The organism is Roseobacter sp. MH60115, from assembly GCF_015644665.1.
In the GTDB taxonomy this organism is placed as follows: Bacteria; Pseudomonadota; Alphaproteobacteria; order Rhodobacterales; family Rhodobacteraceae; genus Roseobacter.
The window spans coordinates 52,240-69,294 of sequence record NZ_JADOBQ010000001.1 but is presented as its reverse complement, the minus strand read 5'-3'; the positions used below and the strand labels follow the sequence as shown (position 1 = coordinate 69,294).

15 protein-coding genes are annotated in these 17,055 nt (G+C 61.1%); 8 read left to right on the top strand and 7 right to left on the bottom strand.

Features of this window, described 5'->3' with window-relative positions; translation table 11 throughout:
• Window positions 1-129 precede the first annotated feature (129 nt).
• From ISX84_RS00265 to iolD, 3 genes are read right to left on the bottom strand one after another with little or no spacing between them, the layout of a single operon-like run.
• Window positions 130-972, bottom strand: a complete 843-nt coding sequence (locus ISX84_RS00265; RefSeq protein WP_195818320.1) for a 5-deoxy-glucuronate isomerase — start codon at window positions 970-972, stop codon at window positions 130-132.
• A 12-nt stretch (window positions 973-984) separates the two neighbouring features.
• Window positions 985-1,962, bottom strand: coding sequence for a 5-dehydro-2-deoxygluconokinase (gene iolC, locus ISX84_RS00260; protein WP_195818319.1), 978 nt, complete (start codon window positions 1,960-1,962; stop codon window positions 985-987).
• Window positions 1,962-3,824, bottom strand: a complete 1,863-nt coding sequence (iolD, locus tag ISX84_RS00255; RefSeq protein ID WP_195818318.1) for a 3D-(3,5/4)-trihydroxycyclohexane-1,2-dione acylhydrolase (decyclizing) — start codon at window positions 3,822-3,824, stop codon at window positions 1,962-1,964. Before iolD ends, iolC begins: the two co-directional genes overlap by 1 nt.
• Window positions 3,825-3,945: 121 nt before the next feature.
• Here iolD and ISX84_RS00250 point away from each other — a divergent pair, with 121 nt between their 5' ends.
• From ISX84_RS00250 to ISX84_RS00240, 3 genes are read left to right on the top strand one after another with little or no spacing between them, the layout of a single operon-like run.
• Window positions 3,946-5,049, top strand: a complete 1,104-nt coding sequence (locus ISX84_RS00250) for a Gfo/Idh/MocA family protein (RefSeq protein ID WP_195818317.1) — start codon at window positions 3,946-3,948, stop codon at window positions 5,047-5,049.
• 18 nt (window positions 5,050-5,067) lie between these two features.
• Complete coding sequence (locus ISX84_RS00245) at window positions 5,068-5,961, top strand: sugar phosphate isomerase/epimerase family protein (protein ID WP_195818316.1); 894 nt, start codon at window positions 5,068-5,070, stop codon at window positions 5,959-5,961.
• A gap of 12 nt (window positions 5,962-5,973) precedes the next feature.
• Window positions 5,974-7,107, top strand: coding sequence for a Gfo/Idh/MocA family protein (locus ISX84_RS00240; protein ID WP_195818315.1), 1,134 nt, complete (start codon window positions 5,974-5,976; stop codon window positions 7,105-7,107).
• 53 nt (window positions 7,108-7,160) lie between these two features.
• Here the strand turns inward: ISX84_RS00240 and ISX84_RS00235 are convergent, their stop codons facing one another.
• Together ISX84_RS00235 and ISX84_RS00230 are read right to left on the bottom strand one after the other, a co-directional pair.
• Window positions 7,161-7,556, bottom strand: a complete 396-nt coding sequence (locus tag ISX84_RS00235; RefSeq protein ID WP_195818314.1) for an ACT domain-containing protein — start codon at window positions 7,554-7,556, stop codon at window positions 7,161-7,163.
• Between the two features lie 116 nt (window positions 7,557-7,672).
• Window positions 7,673-8,671, bottom strand: a complete 999-nt coding sequence (locus tag ISX84_RS00230) for a LacI family DNA-binding transcriptional regulator (RefSeq protein ID WP_195818313.1) — start codon at window positions 8,669-8,671, stop codon at window positions 7,673-7,675.
• 187 nt (window positions 8,672-8,858) lie between these two features.
• Here ISX84_RS00230 and ISX84_RS00225 point away from each other — a divergent pair, with 187 nt between their 5' ends.
• The 3 genes from ISX84_RS00225 to ISX84_RS00215 all read left to right on the top strand — a co-directional run bounded on the left by ISX84_RS00225 (window position 8,859) and on the right by ISX84_RS00215 (window position 11,799).
• Entirely contained in the window at window positions 8,859-9,809 is a 951-nt protein-coding gene (locus ISX84_RS00225) for a sugar ABC transporter substrate-binding protein (RefSeq protein WP_195818312.1), read from the top strand.
• Window positions 9,810-9,889: 80 nt separating this feature from the next.
• Window positions 9,890-11,002, top strand: a complete 1,113-nt coding sequence (locus tag ISX84_RS00220) for an ABC transporter permease (protein WP_195818311.1) — start codon at window positions 9,890-9,892, stop codon at window positions 11,000-11,002.
• Complete coding sequence (locus ISX84_RS00215; protein ID WP_195818310.1) at window positions 11,002-11,799, top strand: ATP-binding cassette domain-containing protein; 798 nt, start codon at window positions 11,002-11,004, stop codon at window positions 11,797-11,799. The genes ISX84_RS00220 and ISX84_RS00215 overlap by 1 nt, the downstream gene beginning before the upstream one ends.
• A 23-nt stretch (window positions 11,800-11,822) precedes the next feature.
• Here ISX84_RS00215 and ISX84_RS00210 read toward each other — a convergent pair whose 3' ends face one another.
• On the bottom strand, window positions 11,823-13,004 hold the full coding sequence (locus ISX84_RS00210; RefSeq protein WP_195818309.1) for a phytanoyl-CoA dioxygenase family protein: 1,182 nt from the start codon (window positions 13,002-13,004) through the stop codon (window positions 11,823-11,825).
• A gap of 247 nt (window positions 13,005-13,251) precedes the next feature.
• Between ISX84_RS00210 and ISX84_RS00205 the strand changes: the two genes are divergently transcribed.
• Together ISX84_RS00205 and ISX84_RS00200 are read left to right on the top strand one after the other, a co-directional pair.
• Window positions 13,252-14,265: a TAXI family TRAP transporter solute-binding subunit gene (locus tag ISX84_RS00205; RefSeq protein ID WP_195818308.1), complete on the top strand. Its 1,014-nt coding sequence runs from the start codon at window positions 13,252-13,254 to the stop codon at window positions 14,263-14,265.
• A 74-nt stretch (window positions 14,266-14,339) separates the two neighbouring features.
• Window positions 14,340-16,391, top strand: a complete 2,052-nt coding sequence (locus ISX84_RS00200) for a TRAP transporter permease (RefSeq protein ID WP_195818307.1) — start codon at window positions 14,340-14,342, stop codon at window positions 16,389-16,391.
• Between the two features lie 64 nt (window positions 16,392-16,455).
• On the opposite strand, the gene ISX84_RS00195 is transcribed toward ISX84_RS00200, so the two are convergent.
• Window positions 16,456-17,004 (bottom strand): VPLPA-CTERM sorting domain-containing protein, encoded by a 549-nt coding sequence (locus tag ISX84_RS00195; RefSeq protein WP_195818306.1) that lies wholly within the window; start codon window positions 17,002-17,004, stop codon window positions 16,456-16,458.
• Window positions 17,005-17,055: the final 51 nt, after the last annotated feature.

Here is a 17,055-nt window from a genome sequence, read left to right as displayed (position 1 = left end):
CTGAGCTGCGCGCCACCGCCCGGCGGCACCGCCGGGCAGCGCCCGTCCGCCCCCCCGGGCGGGCGCTTTCAGCGCGACGCCCGCGGACGGACGCTGCCCTCAGCGCTTTTTGCAACATTGCGAACAACCTCACTTGAACTTCGCCACCATGTCCTTGATGCCGGGGATCGTCTCGATCTGATAGGCGTGGGTCGGCTGGAAGAACTGCACGAGGCTGCGCTGGCTGAGCCCGCCAAGAATGGTGAAGTAATACATCTCATAGCCCGGCATCACCGCGCAGGGATGATAGCCTTTGTCGATGCAGATGGTGGAGCCGTCCATCAGCTGGTAAGCATCGCCAGGCTTGCCCTCCTCGCGCTGCAGGATTTGCACGCCCGAACCGTGGTTGGGCTTGAACCGGAAATTGTAGGTCTCATCATGCCGCGTCTCATGCGGCAGGTTGTCGGTGTCATGCTTATGCGCGGGAAAGCCCGACCAGCCACCCTGCCCCACGGTGAAAAGCTCCGACACCAGAAGGCGACCGACCTTGCCATGCTGTTTCTGGCCGAGGATGTGCTTGATCTTGCGGTGGGTCTTAGTGTCGTCCGAGCCGTATTGTACCTTGTCGAGCTCGGGCACGCGCACATCAAACGGCTCCAGCACCCCATCGTATTTGGCCCCGGCGATGAAGGTCTCGGTGGCCTCGGAGGTGCAGGTCATGCGGACCTTTGCGCCGACGGGCACATAGACCCCTTCGGGCTCGCCGTCCCAAACATCGGCGCCGCGATTGCCAAGTGCCTTGAAATCGACGCCTTCGACCTCGACGTCCACGGTCCCAGTGGCCGGCACGATGCAGGTCTCGTAACCCGGCACCTGATACTCAAAGCTCTGGCCCTGGGTCAGCTTGACGATGTTGAAGTAGTTCAGCGGGACGGTGGGGTCCTCCGCGTCCACGATCGGTGTGTTCTGATTGTCGTGCGGGGCTATGTGCATGGAGTATCCTTCCTAGGCCTGCGTGGGGCCGGGGTGAGCGGCGAGAAACGCCTCAAGTTCATTGGTGTCCGGCATGGCGGGGGAGCAGCCGGGCTTGGCCACGACAACAGAGGCGCAGGCCGAGCCGCGCAGCACCGCCTCCTCCAGCGGGCGGCCTTCAGAGAGGCTGGCCAGCAGCCCGGCCATGAAGCTGTCGCCCGCGCCAGTGGGTTTGACCGCCTCGACGGGGTAGATGCCGGTGCGGGTCTCATACCCGTCTGCGAAGGTGATCGCGCCATCGGGGCCCATCTTGTAAATCACGATCTGGGCGGAGGTTTCAGCCAAAGCGCGGGCCTTGGCCAAGCCATTGTTGATGTGCCCGGCCATGAAGCCGAATTCCTCGTCGTTACCAACAATCACTTCCGCCATGTCACCTGCACGGGTCAGCACCTCGGCGGCTTCTTCCACCGAGGGCCAGCTGTAGGGGCGATAATCGATGTCAAAGAGGATCGGCAGGCCCGCCGCTTGCGCCTTTTCAAAGGCGCGAAACGCAGCCGCGCGCGACGGTTCAGCGGCGAAGACCGTCCCTGCGGTCAGCACCGCGTCGTAGGCGGAGAAGTCGATGACCTCGATATCATCGACTTCCATCTGAAAATCTGCCGCATTGTTGCGGTAGATGACGGATTGGTGCTCCTCAATCCGCGTTTCATAGACAGCAAGCGAGGTGCGATATTCGCCGCGCACACGCTTCACATGGGTGCGGTCGACCCCGTAGTGATCCAGCTGCCCTTCGCAGTACCAGCCCACCGCATCATCCGAGACCGCCGTGACCAGCGCCGCCTTGCAGCCCAATTTCACCAGACCGGCAGCGGTATTGGCGGCAGAACCGCCCATGCTGACTTGCATTGTCGTCGCGTCGCGGGTGCGCGTACCGGGCGGATCCGGGAAGAAATCCATCCCCACCCGACCGATCACCAAAAAATTGCCTGTGGCCAGTGCGTCTTGCAGCATCAGACGCCCTTCCGCTGCCGGGGCCGCGCGCTTTCCCAATCCGCATGCGCCGCGCGGACCTTTTCCGAAGTCGAGACGTGCGGCGTGCCGCATTCCCACCAGGTGTGACCCTGCGTGGTCCAGCCTTCGTAGGCGTCGACCTTCATGACAATCACGCTGGTCTTCTCTGCGGCCTGCGCCCGCTTGAAGGCCTCGACCAACTCGGCCGGGCTTTGCACGGTTTCGGCGTTGGCACCCATGGACGCGGCGTGCGCCTCGAAATCCACCGCGAAGGGTTCCGGCACTGTCGGGCAGTCGGCAATCAGGTTGTTGAAGCTCTCGTTGCCGGTGTTGTTCTGCAGCTTGTTGATCACCGCAAAGCCGCCGTTGTCGAGCAACAGCACGATCAGCTTCTTACCTGTAAGCACAGATGAATAGATGTCGGAGTTCAGCATCAGGTAAGAGCCGTCGCCACAGAAGGTGATCGTGTCCCGCTCGGGCTCGCGCTGGGATTGGGCAATGCGCGCACCCCAAGCCCCTGCGATCTCGTACCCCATGCAGGAGAAGCCGAATTCGACATCCACCGTGCCGGGATCCAGCGTGCGCCAGTTGGCCGTCACCTCCGCAGGAAGCCCCCCCGCGGCGGCCACAACCCGGTCGCGCGGATCGCAGAGCGCGTTCACCACACCGATGGCCTGCGCGTAGGAGTTCGGACGGTTGTCGCCGCAAGAGACGTTCTCGGCCACGTAAGACACCCATTTGGCGCGCTCCGCCTGTGCGTGTTCGAGCCATGCGCCGGGTGCTGTATAACCGTCGAGCGCGCTGCCCAGCGCTGTTAGACCCAGTTTCGCGTCGCCCACAACCGGCAGCGACCGGTGCTTGCCTGCATCGTGACGGCCTGCGTTGAGCGAGATGAACCGCGCATCCTTCGCAAAAGCGGTCCAGGAGCCGGTGGTGAAATCCTGCAATCGGGTGCCGACGGCGAGGATCACGTCAGCCTCTTCGGCAATGGCGTTGGCGCTGTCAGAGCCGGTCACGCCGATCGGGCCGATATTCAGCGGGTGGGTGTCGGTGAGATTGGCACGGCCCGCGATGGTCTCGACCACGGGGATCTGGTGCGTCTCGGCAAACGCCGTCAGTTCCGCCACCGCGCGGGAGTATTGCACTCCACCACCCGCAATGATCATCGGACGCTTGGCGGTCTTGAGCAGAGCCGCCGCATCGGCAATCTCGGCCGCGTCAGGTGTCTGCCGCCGGATGCGATGTACACGTTTCTCAAGGAATTCATCCGGGTAGTCATAGGCCCAGCCCTGCACATCCTGAGGCAAGCCTATGAAGGCCGGACCACAATCCGCCGGGTCGAGCAAAGTGGCAAGCGCGGCAGGCAATGACTGGATGATCTGTGCAGGGTGCGTGATCCGGTCCCAATAACGGCTCACCGGGCGAAACGCGTCATTCACCCCGAGGGTCGGATCGTGGAAATGCTCCATCTGCTGCAGCACCGGGTCCGGCAGGCGGGTGACATAGGCATCTCCGCACAAAAGCAGCATGGGCAGGCGGTTGGCGTGCGCAAGCGCTGCGGAGGTGAGCAGGTTGGAGGTGCCCGGCCCCGCGGAGGCGGTGCAGAACATGAACCGTTGGCGCAGCCATTGCTTGGCATAGCCCGCGGCGGCGAAGCCCATGCTCTGCTCATTTTGCCCGCGATAAAGCGGCAACGTCTCCTGCACACCATAAAGCGCTTCGCCCAGACAGGGCACATTGCCATGGCCGAAAATGCCGAAGCCGCCACCGCAGACCCGCAATTCGACACCATCGATCTCGATGAACTGATTGTCGAGCCATTGGACGATAGCCTGTGCAGTGGTCAGGGTCTGAGAGGTCATGGGTACAGAGGTCCTTCGGGCGATTATTGCAACCGGATCATTTCGCGACTTGAACAGGTTCGACTCTCACGATACTAATTTTGCAACCGGTTGCAAACGGATTCTCGAAAAAGAGGCGCCCATGGCTGAGATAGGGATAGGCATCGTCGGTGGCGGGTATATGGGCAAGGCCCACGCGGTCGCCATGTCAGCCGTTGGCGCCGTTTTCGACACGAAGCTCAGGCCACGGTTGGAGATGGTCTGCGCCAGCTCGACCCCCAGCGCAGAGCGATACCGGGCGGCTTTCGGTTTCGCTCGTGCGACAAGTGACTGGCGCTCGCTGGTTACCGATCCAGCCATCGAGGCTATTGTGATCGCCAGCCCTCAGGAGACCCATCGAGCCATCGCCGAAGCCTCCTTCGCGCTTGGGAAGCCGGTATTCTGTGAAAAACCGCTGGGCGCCTCGCTGGAGGACAGCCGCGCGATGGTGGCGGCAGCGGAGGCGGCAGGCGTGGCGAATATGACCGGATTCAACTACATCCGCACTCCCGCCAGCCAATTCGCACGGCAGCTGATTGCCGAAGGCGCGATTGGCAATGTTACTTGGTTTCGCGGCGAACACACCGAGGACTTCCTGGCTGACCCGGAGACGCCCGCCTCCTGGCGGACGCAAGGCGATGCCAACGGCACCATGGGCGATCTGGCACCGCATATGATCAACGCGTCCCTGGCCCTGCTTGGCCCCATCGACCGGCTGATCGCCGAAGTTGAGACGGTGCATGAGGCACGCCCGGGCGGCACAGTGACAAACGACGATCACGGCCAGATGATGTGCCGCTTTGCGCGCGGGACCATGGGGCAGCTCTATTTTTCGCGGATCTCAACAGGGCGCAAGATGGGCTACGCCTATGAAGTCACGGGGACAAAGGGCGCCGTTCGCTTTGATCAGGAAGATCAGAACGCGCTTTGGCTCTACCGTTCCGAGGGGCCCGAGGCGAAACGTGGCTTCACCAAAATCCTGACAGGCCCGGCGCACCCGGACTACGCGCCCTTCTGCCAGGGCCCGGGGCATGGCACCGGCTATCAGGACCAGATCATCATCGAGGCGCGCGATTTCCTGCAGGCCATCGAGACCGGCCAGCCGGTCTGGCCCACCTTCCGCGACGGCATGGAGGTCAACCGCGTGATCGCGGCGGCCATGGCGTCATCGGCTGATAAAACCTGGAAAGAGATTTCCGACTTCTGACCCAAGAAAGGGCTTCCCATGACGATCCGAATTGGCAATGCGCCCTGCTCCTGGGGTGTGGAATTCGCGGATGACGCGCGCAACCCCACATGGCGGTCGGTGCTGAAGGACTGCGCGGATGCGGGGTACAAGGGCATTGAGCTGGGCCCGGTTGGCTTCATGCCGGAGGACCCTGCGCAGCTGGGCCACGCCTTGGCTGAGCACGATCTGGAACTGATCGGCGGCGTGGTCTTCCGCCCGTTTCACGACCCTGAGGCCTGGGACAACGTGATGGACGGATCGGTGCGCACCTGCAAGGCGCTGGCGGCGCATGGGGCCAAGCATCTGGTGCTGATCGATTCCATTTCGCCGCGCCGGGCGCCGACGGCTGGCCGCGCGGCGGAAGCAGAGCAGATGGACAGCGCCGAGTGGACCGCTTATCGCGACCGGATCGCCACCATCGCCAAGATGGGTGCCGAAGAGTATGACCTGACGGTTGGCATCCATGCCCATGCGGCCGGGTTCATGGACTTCGAGCCGGAACTGGAACGCTTGCTGGACGAGGTCGACGAAAAAATCCTGAAAATCTGCTTTGATACCGGGCATCACTCTTATGCGGGCTTCGATCCGGTGGCGTTCATGCAGCGGCACATCGGGCGCATTTCCTACATGCACTTCAAGGACATCGACCCGGCGGTGAAGGCCGATGTGATCGCCAAGCGCACCGGGTTCTATGACGCCTGCGGGCAGGGGATTTTCTGCAACCTCGGGCAAGGGGACGTGGACTTTCCGGCGGTGCGGCAGGTGCTGCTGAACGCTGGCTTTGAAGGCTGGTGCACGGTGGAGCAGGATTGCGACCCGCTGCTGGACCCCGACCCTTTGGGCGACGCGCGGGCGAACCGCGAATATCTTGAATCCATTGGGTTTCGGTAAGGGGCACGGGACATGAAAAAACTCAACTGGGGCATGATCGGCGGCGGTGAAAGCAGCCAGATCGGGCCAGCGCACCGGCTGGGCGCGCAGGCCGATGGCAACTTTGTGCTGGCGGCGGGTGCACTCGACGTCAACGCCGAGAAAGGCCGCGCCTATGCGCAGTCGCTTGGGGTCGCGGTAGATCGCGCTTATGCGAATTGGCAAGAGATGCTGGAAGGGGAGCGTGCGCGCGAAGACCGCGTTGATCTGGTCACAGTAGCAACGCCGAACAGCACCCATTTCGAGATCACCAAGGCGTTCCTTGAGGCTGGGTTCAACGTGCTCTGCGAAAAGCCGATGACCATGACCGTGGAAGAAGGCGAAGAGATCGTGCGCGTGGCCGAAGCCTCAGGCACGATCTGCGCGGTGAACTACTGCTATTCCGCCTACCCGATGGTGCGCGAGATGCGGCAGATGGTGAAGACCGGACAGATCGGCAAGGTGCGGCTGGTGGTCGCCAACTTCAGCCACGGGCACCACGGCGATGCGAGCGACGCGGACAATCCGCGCGTGCGCTGGCGATATGATCCGGCGATGGCGGGGGTGTCGGGGCAGTTCGCCGACTGCGGTATCCACGCACTGCATATGGCGGGTTTCATTGCGGGCGACGAGGTGCGCAGCCTCTCTGCCGATTTCGCCTCGACCATACCGTCTCGTACGCTGGAGGACGATGCGATGGTGAACTTCCGCATGGAAGGCGGCACGGTTGGGCGCCTCTGGACCTCCTCGGTGGCCATCGGGCGGCAGCACGGGTTCGACATTCAGGTCTTTGGCGAGACAGGGGGCATGCGGTGGTCTTCTGAGCAGCCCAATCAGGTGTTCTACACGCCGGTCGGCGGACGCACACAGATCATAGAGAAGGGTGAGTCCGGACTATCGGATGAAGCAGCGCGGCTGTCCCGCGTAGCGATTGCCCACCCGGAGGGCTTTCCGTTGGCGGTGGCGAATATCTACGTGGATCTCGCAGCCGCGATCCGAGGCGAGACCCGCGACGCCCTGCCCTCTGCCACGGATGGCCTCCGGTCCATGGCGGCGGTTTATGCGGCGGTGGAGTCGGCCAAGGCGGACGGGACCTGGGTCGATGCGCGCCCGCCGATGCTGCGCTGATCGGCTCGAACGAGGCGGCAGCACAGCAGATGAAGCTGCCGTTGACTGGACGGTTATGCCTTAGACAACTCGTTGAGGATGTTCATTGCGTCATCTTCGCGACCGTCTGGAACAAACAAGTGATCATGAAAGAAAGCAGAAACAGGATTCACCCCCATGTTGTGCTTTGCAAGCTCTGTCGCAATGCGTGCCATGAAGCCGACAGCTTCAAGGGACGAATGAATGTTGAGGGTTATCATCCTGCAAGGGAATTCATACGTTAATCCCAATTCTTCTGCCTCGGATTTCAAGAGGATGTAAGTCGTCCCTTCGGCCTCTTTAAATAACATACGCGGTGCAACGCCTGAGAGATCGTGATCCCCTTCAACGGTTGCAAAAACGTACAGGCCTTCGACGAGATCAGCCGACATCGCGGCAATCAATCTGTCTAAATTTGTCTCGCCACTCACGTTTGCAACTCCAACGACGCCCTACCAAGATACAGGCTTACAATGAGCGCCTGCGGATGGAAACGGCTGTTGTGGGATACAGAGATTTTGGGCCAAAACGGCGCCGCTGAAACCAGCTAGCTTAGCGACCTCAACGTCCCCCGTTCAACAATCGAACATGGAAAAATCCGCGCCTCGGGGTAGCGGTCGGGTTCGTCGAGCATGGCGACCATCAGTTCAATCGACGAGGTCACGATCTGGCGGATCGGTTGGTGGATCGTCGTGAGGTTGATGTTCTCCCACCGCGCCATCTCCATGTCATTGAGACCTATGATCCCGATGTCCTCGGGCACGCGCAACCCGCTGTCGGCGATGGCGGAGAGCACGCCGATGGAGAGCACGTCGTCGCCGCAGAAATAGGCCTCTGCCGGGTCGGACTTCAACAGGCGCAGCATCTCACGACGGCCCGCGTCGAAGGAATAGGCGTCGGCGAAGCTGTAGCTTGTCTTGACGTCCCGGTGGGCGCCGAGTTCGGAGAAGAAGCCAGAGTAGCGGTCTTGCGTGGAGGTGGCGCCTTCAGGGCCGCCGAGGAAAGCGATCTTGCGATACCCACGCGCCACCAGCGTACGTGCGGCCATGCGCCCGCATTCCACGTTGTCGATGCCCACCACATGTACCTGCGGCGCGCTTGAGTAGCGCCCGAAGCTGTGCACCACTGGTACACCCGCGTCGCGGAAGGCCTTGGAGAACCCAGGCGGCAGGGTGGACGAAGCCACCACCGCGCCGTCCACGGAGTATTGCCGCAGCATGCGCACAGAGGCCTGTGGGTCTGTTTCATCCGTGAGATTCACCAGCAGCGGGCGCAGGCCCCTGTCCTGCAGACCCCGCGTAAAAAGATCGAAGACTTCGAGGAAAATCGGATTGTGAAAGTTGTTGGAAATCAAGCCGACCAGCTTTGTGCGCCCGGTCGTCAGCGACGACGCCAGCGCATTCGGGCTATAACCCAGATCACGCGCGGCCTTCTCGACCTTGCGACGCATTTTTTCGGAAACCGATGCGCCATCGGTGAAAGTGCGTGACACAGCCGACCGAGACACTCCCGCGCGCTCTGCAACCTCTTTCAATGTGATGGCCATGTCAAATCTGTCCGTTGGTCTTGTATCTACGCTCTTTTATCTGACGGTCCCGCGACTTGCAGCATGAATCAATGTGCCGTCTTTTGCAACCGGTTGCAAAATTAACGACCTCGTGCTTTAGTTGGAATCGGAGAGGTGACAAAGTCACTCTTTTGCCACGAGAACGGTGAATCCTTGGGAGGAAAACATGACGTCCTTGATGAAGAAACTTGTGCTGGCGACCGCAGTTGTCGCCGCCCCTTTCATGACTGCGCAAACCGCAGCAGCGGAAGGTGAAAAATATATTCTGGTCAGCCACGCGCCCGATAGCGACAGCTGGTGGAACACGATCAAAAACGGCATTGCACTTGCCGGTGAACAGGTCGGCGCAGAGGTTGAATACCGCAACCCGCCCACCGGCGATATTGCCGACATGGCGCGGATCATCGAACAGGCCGCTGCCAGCCAGCCAGACGGGATCATTACAACGCTCGCCGATTTTGACGTTCTGAAAGGACCAATCAGTGCGGCTGTGGATCAGGGCATTGATGTCATCATCATGAACACCGGCACACCGGATCAGGCCCGTGAACTCGGCGCACTGATGTATGTGGGTCAACCGGAGTATGATGCAGGCTTCGCCGCAGGACAACGCGCTGCCAGCGAGGGGGTTACGAACTTTTTGTGCGTCAACCATGCGATCCAGCAGCCGACCGTTGGTGAACGCTGCCGCGGTTATGCCGATGGATTGGGCATCGACCTGGGCAGCGCGATGATGGACAGCGGCACCGACCCGTCCGAGATCAAGAACAAGGTTCTGGCCTATCTGTCGGCAAACCCTGATGTGGACGGCATCCTGACACTGGGTCCTGTCTCCGCCGACCCGACCATCGCCGCGCTGAAAGAGAACGGCATGGCCGGTGCGATCCACTTCGGCACCTTTGACCTTGGCGAAGAGATCGTGAAAGGCATCAAGGACGGCACCATCAATTGGGGCATCGACCAGCAGCCCTTCCTGCAGGCCTATATGCCGGTTGTGATCCTGGCCAACTGGGACCGCTATGGCGTGCTGCCCGGCAACAACATCAACTCCGGTCCGGGCTTCGTCACCAAGGACGGCCTGACCAAGGTTGAAGAGTTCGCGGGCGAATTCCGCTGATCCTACTCAACAGATCCCGGGCGGCCTTCACATCATGACGGCCGCCCTTTCTTTAAACGCTTCAAGCCGAGGGACAGGCGATGGCGGACACCCCGCAGATAGATGAACGCATCAAAGAAATCTCACCGTTACGCCGGGCCCTGATCCGCCCTGAACTTGGCGGGATTGTCGGCACTTTCGCGGTCTTCACCCTGTTCGCGCTATTCGCTTTTGACAGCGGCATGTTCAACAGCCAGGGCGTGATGAACTGGTCCATTGTCTCGGCGCAATTCATGATCATCGCGGTGGGCGCCTGCCTGCTGATGATCGCGGGGGAGTTCGACCTCTCCGTCGGCTCGATGATCGGCTTTGCGGGCATGATGATCGCCGTTTTCGGCGTCGTGCTGGCCTGGCCGATGTGGATGGCCATCATCATCACTTTTGTGATCTGCTGCGCGCTTGGGGCGCTCAATGGCTGGATTGTGGTACGCACTGGCCTGCCGAGTTTCATCGTCACGCTGGCGTTTCTCTTTATCCTGCGTGGCTTCACCATCTACATCCCGCAGACCATCGAACGTAAAACCATCATTGGCGGCATTCGTGATGCGGCCGAAGGCGACTGGCTCGCCCCGATCTTTGGCGGCAAGATTGGTCAGCCCATCTTTCAATGGCTCGGCGATATCGGCGTCATCGGTGTGTTCGAGCGCGGCACGCGCGCAGGAGAGCCCGTGGTCGATGGCATCCCGATGCTGATCATCTGGGCCATTGTCCTGATCATCTTCGGGCACATCCTGCTTACCCGCACCCGGTTCGGGAACTGGATTTTCGCCTCGGGCGGGGATGCCGAGGCCGCACGGAACTCCGGCGTGCCCGTCAACAAAGTCAAAATCCTGATGTTCATGTTCACCGCCTTCTGCGCCACCGTTCTGGCCGTCTGTCAGGTGATGGAGTTCGGCTCCGCCGGGGCAGACCGCGGTTTGCTGAAGGAGTTCGAAGCAATCATCGCCGTGGTCATCGGCGGCGCCCTGCTGACCGGCGGCTATGGCTCGGTCATCGGGGCCGCCCTGGGCGCGCTGATCTTCGGGGTCGTGCAGCAGGGTCTGTTCTTTGCCGGTGTTGAATCCAGCCTGTTCCGGGTTTTCCTGGGCGTCATCCTGCTCTTTGCGGTGATCCTGAACACCTACATCCGCCGCATCATCACGGGAGAACGCTAATGTCTGCTTCTCAAAACGCGACCCCGCCCATCATCCAGATGAAAGGCATTGAAAAACACTTTGGCAGCGTGATTGCCCTTGCCGGCGTCTCTGTCGATGTCTTTGCCGGTGAATGTCATTGCCTGCTGGGCGACAATGGTGCGGGCAAATCCACCTTCATCAAGACCATGTCAGGTGTGCACAAACCCACGGCAGGCGAGATCATCTTTGAAGGCAAGCCGCTCGATTTCGCCGACCCGCGCGATGCGATCACCGCCGGGATTGCGACGGTGCACCAGCATCTTGCAATGATCCCGCTGATGTCGGTGAGCCGCAATTTCTTCATGGGCAACGAACCCGTCAAGAAGGTCGCGGGGCTCACGTTTTTTGATCACGACTATGCCAACCGCGTCACCATGGAAGAGATGCGCAAGATGGGCATCAACCTGCGCGGGCCCGATCAGGCGGTAGGCACCCTCTCGGGGGGCGAACGGCAGACCGTGGCGATTGCCCGCGCGGTGCACTTCGGCGCAAAGGTGCTAATCTTGGACGAGCCGACCTCGGCATTGGGGGTGCGGCAAACCTCCAACGTGCTGGCGACCATCGACAAGGTGCGCAAACAGGGTATCGCGGTTGTATTCATCACCCACAACGTGCGCCACGCGCTGGCGGTCGGGGACCGCTTCACTGTGCTGAACCGTGGCAAAACCCTCGGGACGGCAAAGCGCGGCGAAATCACCCCGGAGGAGCTTCAGGACCTGATGGCCGGTGGGCAGGAGCTGGCGCAGTTGGAGGGCAGCCTGGGCGGCACGGTCTGACCGCTTGCCCCCGTTATCCCAGATCAGGCCTGCCGTTTAGCATCCATTGCGTCAATCCGGTGGGCAAAGCTCTCCGCATCCATCCCTTCCTTCAGCGCGCGTGCAAAGAACGCGGCTTGCGTCTCGGGTGCCAGCCCTCCTATTGGCGGATCGCTATCCAGGTTGGTGGGGAATGCATATCCTTCGGCGGTACAGGCAATGACGGCGGCCAGTTCATCCTCGGACAATCGCCCCTCCGACAACGCCGCCGCAATCATCGGATAGAGGCGTTTGCACATCGCACTGCGGTCCACCGTTTCCATCGCCCGGCCAAAGGCCGAAGAGATTTGCAGCAGGTTCGCCATCCTGTGGATATCTTTGGTCCTGTTCTCCCCCGCCGCGTGAAACAGTGCCGGGTTAAAGAATATCGCATCCCCCTTCGAGAGCGGCACCTGAACGCAATGCTCCTCAAAGCAAGCGCGGAAATCCTCTCGCCGAAACGCGGTGTAGCCGGGGCGATATGTCTGGCTGAACGGCAAGAGCTTGGTCGGGCCGCTCTCAACCGGCATATCACAATGGGCAATGCCGCCCTGCAAGGTCAGGACAGGGGACAGCATGTGCACATGGGCCGGGTAGGACGCCGCCTGCCCCGCCGTCAGAAACCCCAGGTGATAGTCGCGATGCGCTTCTTGCGCGGCCCCTCCCGGATAGACGACGTTGACCTGTGCGGTCATCTGGAAACCAGGGCCCAGCCAAGCCTCGCAGACCGCCGCGACCGACGCATTGGAAAAGTAGTCAAGATAGACCTCCGGCGCCCTGTCACACAGTTTCTGCAGGCTGTTCCATATCCGGTCATTGGCACCGGCGGTTGCGAAATGGTCCCCGCCCGCGCCGTTCGCCTGCTTCTCCTCTGCGATGATCGCCTCGTAGATCTCTGTCGCCTGATCGAGCACATCCGTTTGCTGATAGGCCCCGGCCAGCACCAGAACACCGGGCCCGGTCAGCAAGATATTTGCCCATTCCTGCAAGAGCACAGAACGTTCGTCAGAGCTGTCCAAGACACCCCGTATCGCCTTCATATCGTAGATTGGCACATTCTTCTGGATGTCCGTCGCCTGCGGCACATCGGCGGCGCGCGTCTTGCGCTGTACAATCTCCAGAAACGCCTGCAGATCACAGGCACCGGGCGCGTAGTAACCACTTTCCAGTTCAACCCGATCCTTCATGATGTGTCTCCTCCCGACACAACGAGCCTAGCGCCCGATTTTTCACCTGTGAAGGCCATTGCAACGTCGCCTCCCGGTACCTCTGTCACGCGTCCCGAAACGGGATCAATGCAGCCAGATGGGCAACTGGTGTTTGCCTTCTGCAATTTGTCAAAGTAGCGTCTCCAGACTGATGTTTAAAAAAGAGAATTCGGAGCCCCACGGCAGCGTGTCACGCGGGTATCTGAAATGGACTTGGGAGAGATAGATGACACTTTCATTACGCAAGCTGAAAGGATTGGTTGCAGGGGCCGCCATGGTGGCTGGTCTGGCCTCGATCGCTTCAGCACAGGAGCTGAAATTCTTCACCATCGGAACAGGTGGCACCGCCTATACCTACTACCCGGTGGGCGGCGTGATCGCCAACGCGATTTCCAAACCCCCGGGATCGCGCGAATGCGATGCGGGCGGGTCTTGCGGTGTCGAGGGGCTGATTGCGTCCGCGGTGTCCTCGCGCGGTTCGGTGGACAATGTGAACGCCATCATTTCCGGGCTGCGGAATTCCGGCTTTGCGCAATCGGACGTGGCCTATTGGGCCTATACCGGCACAGGCACGATGGAAGGCAAGGAACCCGCCGAAGACCTGCGGACCATCGCGGCGCTCTTTGAGGAACACATCCATCTGGTAGCCCTTGCGGATAGCGGCATCAACGCCGTGGCTGATCTCAAGGGCAAACGTGTGTCCCTGGATGAACCCGGGTCGGGCACATATGTCGATGCGAACCTGATCCTCGAAGCCAACGGTCTCGCCCTTGCCGATGTGACCGCTGAAGCCCTGAAAGGCGGGGCCGCATCGGAGGCGCTGCGCAACGGCAAGATCGATGCGTTCTTTGTGGTCGCGGGCTACCCCACAGGCTCCCTGGTCGAGCTTGCCTCAGCGGCAGAGATCAAGCTTGTACCCATTGACGGTGCCGGCGCCGACGCATTGGTGGAGAAATACGGCTTCTTCGCCGCATCCGACATCCCCGAAGGCGCCTATGAGGGCGTGGGCACGACATCAACCGTCGCCGTGGGGGCCCAGTGGTTTACCTCCGCCAAGGAGGACGATGACCTGATCTACGACATCACCAAGGCCCTGTGGAATGACAATTCCCGCAAGCTCTTGGACGTCGGCCACGCCAAGGGCAAGACAATCACCCCCGATACGGCGCTTAACGGCGTCGGCGTGCCGCTGCACGCGGGGGCAGAGCGTTTTTACAAGGAAATCGGTCTGCTGAAATAAGCGCGACCCTGAACAAGCAAGGCCCGGACGTAAGGATACGCCCGGGCCTTTTGCGCCGTGGCGGATGAAGACATATGACATCGGATACACAGAGAGAACTGACCGCCGAGGAGCTGGCGGAAATCGAACGGAAATTCGATCCCGAAACCGCATTCCGCGCGACCGGCCCCGGGCTAGGATCGATCATCGCCGCCGTGCTGGTCGCAATGTCTGTCTACCACTTCTATGCATCGGGATTTGGTCTGATCCGCGAGCTTTTGCATCGCGGCATCCACCTGTCCTTTGTCCTGGGCCTTGTCTATCTGCTCTTCGGCTGGCGCAGTGACACAAGCACGGATGTCGCCGCCCCCGCCTGGTACCGCGTGCAGGGCGTACCGCTGCTTGATATCATCTTTGCTGTGCTCGCCGTTGGGGCGGCGCTGTATCTGCCGCTCCTGCCGCCCACCATCGTTGCCGAACGGGTCGGCAACCCGTCGCAGTTCGATGTCTTCATGGGCACGGCTCTGTTGCTTTTGACCCTGGAGGCCACGCGCCGGTCTGTGGGTCCCACCCTGCCGATCATCGCACTGCTCTTCATCATCTTTGCCATTTTCGGCCCGCTGATGCCCGGCGCGCTGAAACACGGCGGGGCATCCTGGCTTGGGCTGATCAATCACCTCTACATGACCAATCAGGGCATCTATGGCGTGGCCATCGGGGTGATGGCGCAATATGTGTTCCTCTTCATCCTCTTTGGGGTGCTGGCCACGCGGATCGGTCTGGGACAGCTTTTCATTGACCTCGCCATGGTCATCGCCGGGCGGTATTCCGGCGGCCCCGCAAAGGTTGCGATCTTTTCCTCGGCCTTCATGGGGACCATCTCCGGCTCGTCGATTGCCAACACGGTGACCACCGGTGCCCTGACCATTCCGGCGATGAAGCGCGTGGGCTATCCGGCGCATTTCTCCGGTGCGGTCGAGGCCACCGCCTCAACCGGCGGGCAGATCACCCCTCCGATCCTCGGGGCTGCGGCCTTCATCATGGTTGAATACCTTGAAATTCCACTGCGCGATGTATTGGCCGCCGCGCTGTTCCCCGCGCTGCTGCATTACTTCGGCATCTTCATCATGGTGCATCTCGAAGCCCGCAAACTGGGCCTTAGAGGCTTGCGCACCGAGGAGTTGCCCAAGGCAGCACTTGTCCTGAAACAACACTGGCTGTCGATTATTCCACTGGGAATCCTCGTTTACTTGATCTTATCAGGCAAAACGCCCGATTACGCGGCTGTCTACGGGATCATCGCCTGCGTCGTTGTCGGGTTCCTCAATCCGGTTAACCGGCTGACCCTTACCGACCTGTGGAACGCACTCGCGGCCGGGGCCAAGAACACGCTGGCGGTCGGGGCAGCGGCCGCCACGGTTGGTGTGGTTGTTGGCGTCGTCACGCTGACAGGGGTCGGCTTCCGGCTAGGCTATGTTGTGGTGCAAACGGCCACGGATATCGGCGCGTTTCTCTCGACACTCTGGCCGCTGAGCTATTTTGCCATCGAACAATGGGCGCTTTTCGTCTCGCTGATCCTGATCGCCATCTCCTGCATCGTCATGGGGGCGGGCATCCCGACAACGGCCACCTACATCATTCTCGTGGCCGTCGCCGCCCCGGCGCTCGCGCAGTTGCAAGTACAGCCCTTGGTCGCCCACTTCTTTGTCTTCTACTACGGCGTGCTGGCCGACATCACGCCCCCCGTGGCGCTGGCGGCCTATGCGGCAGCGGGCATCGCAGGGTCCAACCCGTTCAAGACCGGCAACACCGCTTTCCGGCTTGGGATCGCCAAGGCGCTGGTGCCTTTCGTCTTTGTCTATTCGCCAGCCCTTCTGCTGGTTGCGGATGGCTTTACCTGGGGGGCCTTTGCCATCACCTTGACCGGCGCAATGCTGGGCATCGCCAGCCTCGGTGTGGCCTTTTCCGGTTTCCTGATCGCGCCCCTGAAACGGTGGGAGCGGTGGTGGGTTGCGCTCGCCTCGTTCCTGTTCATCGCGCCGGGGATGATCACCATGGGCATCGGTTTGATCGCCATGGCGCCCATCATGGTCTTGCAATTGTCACGCAAACCCGGGCCTGCGCAAGACGCACGGCGTAGCCACTAACACCAGACAATCGAGAAAGGCCGGGGAGTTTCCCCGGCCCTTTTTGATCAGGATAATCTGCGCTTTAACCGCGACGCCGACGCACACCGACCATGGCCGCCAAACCAAAACCCAGCAGAGGCAGAGAGGCTGGCAGCGGGATTGGTGCGAGGTCGGAGAAAACGCCAACGCGTACCGGAGCGAAAAGCCCGCTGTCCTGCGTCTCCTCAAAGAAGGAGAAAGTCACGGTCGCCGTGTCACCAAAAAGGCTTGCGCCATCACCGGACAGAGACCCGAACACCAAGGTAAAGAAATCCTCTGTCTCGGTCCCGTCGCCATTGATCGGGTTGATGGTCAGAACACTGTCGATCAGGTCGGCGCTTTCCAGCAGCGTGTCACCAGCAGCATTGGAGATCAGCAGGTCACTCACCAGCAAACCGCCGATCTGCTCGCCGTTAACGGCCACGTCGATGTCATCAAAGTCGAAATCGATGAATTCACCGAAGAAACCGGTGCCTGCATCCCCGCTGATCAGGGCTTCGCCCTCCGCCTCATAGATCGACACAAGGGCCGCCTGGGCTGTCACAGGTGCCAGCAGGAAAAAGCCGGCAGCAAAAGCATTAAGAAGTTTCATTTTCAAGTCCTTCAAGGGTAGAGGGCGCGGCAGGAAAGCCGCCGCACCAGG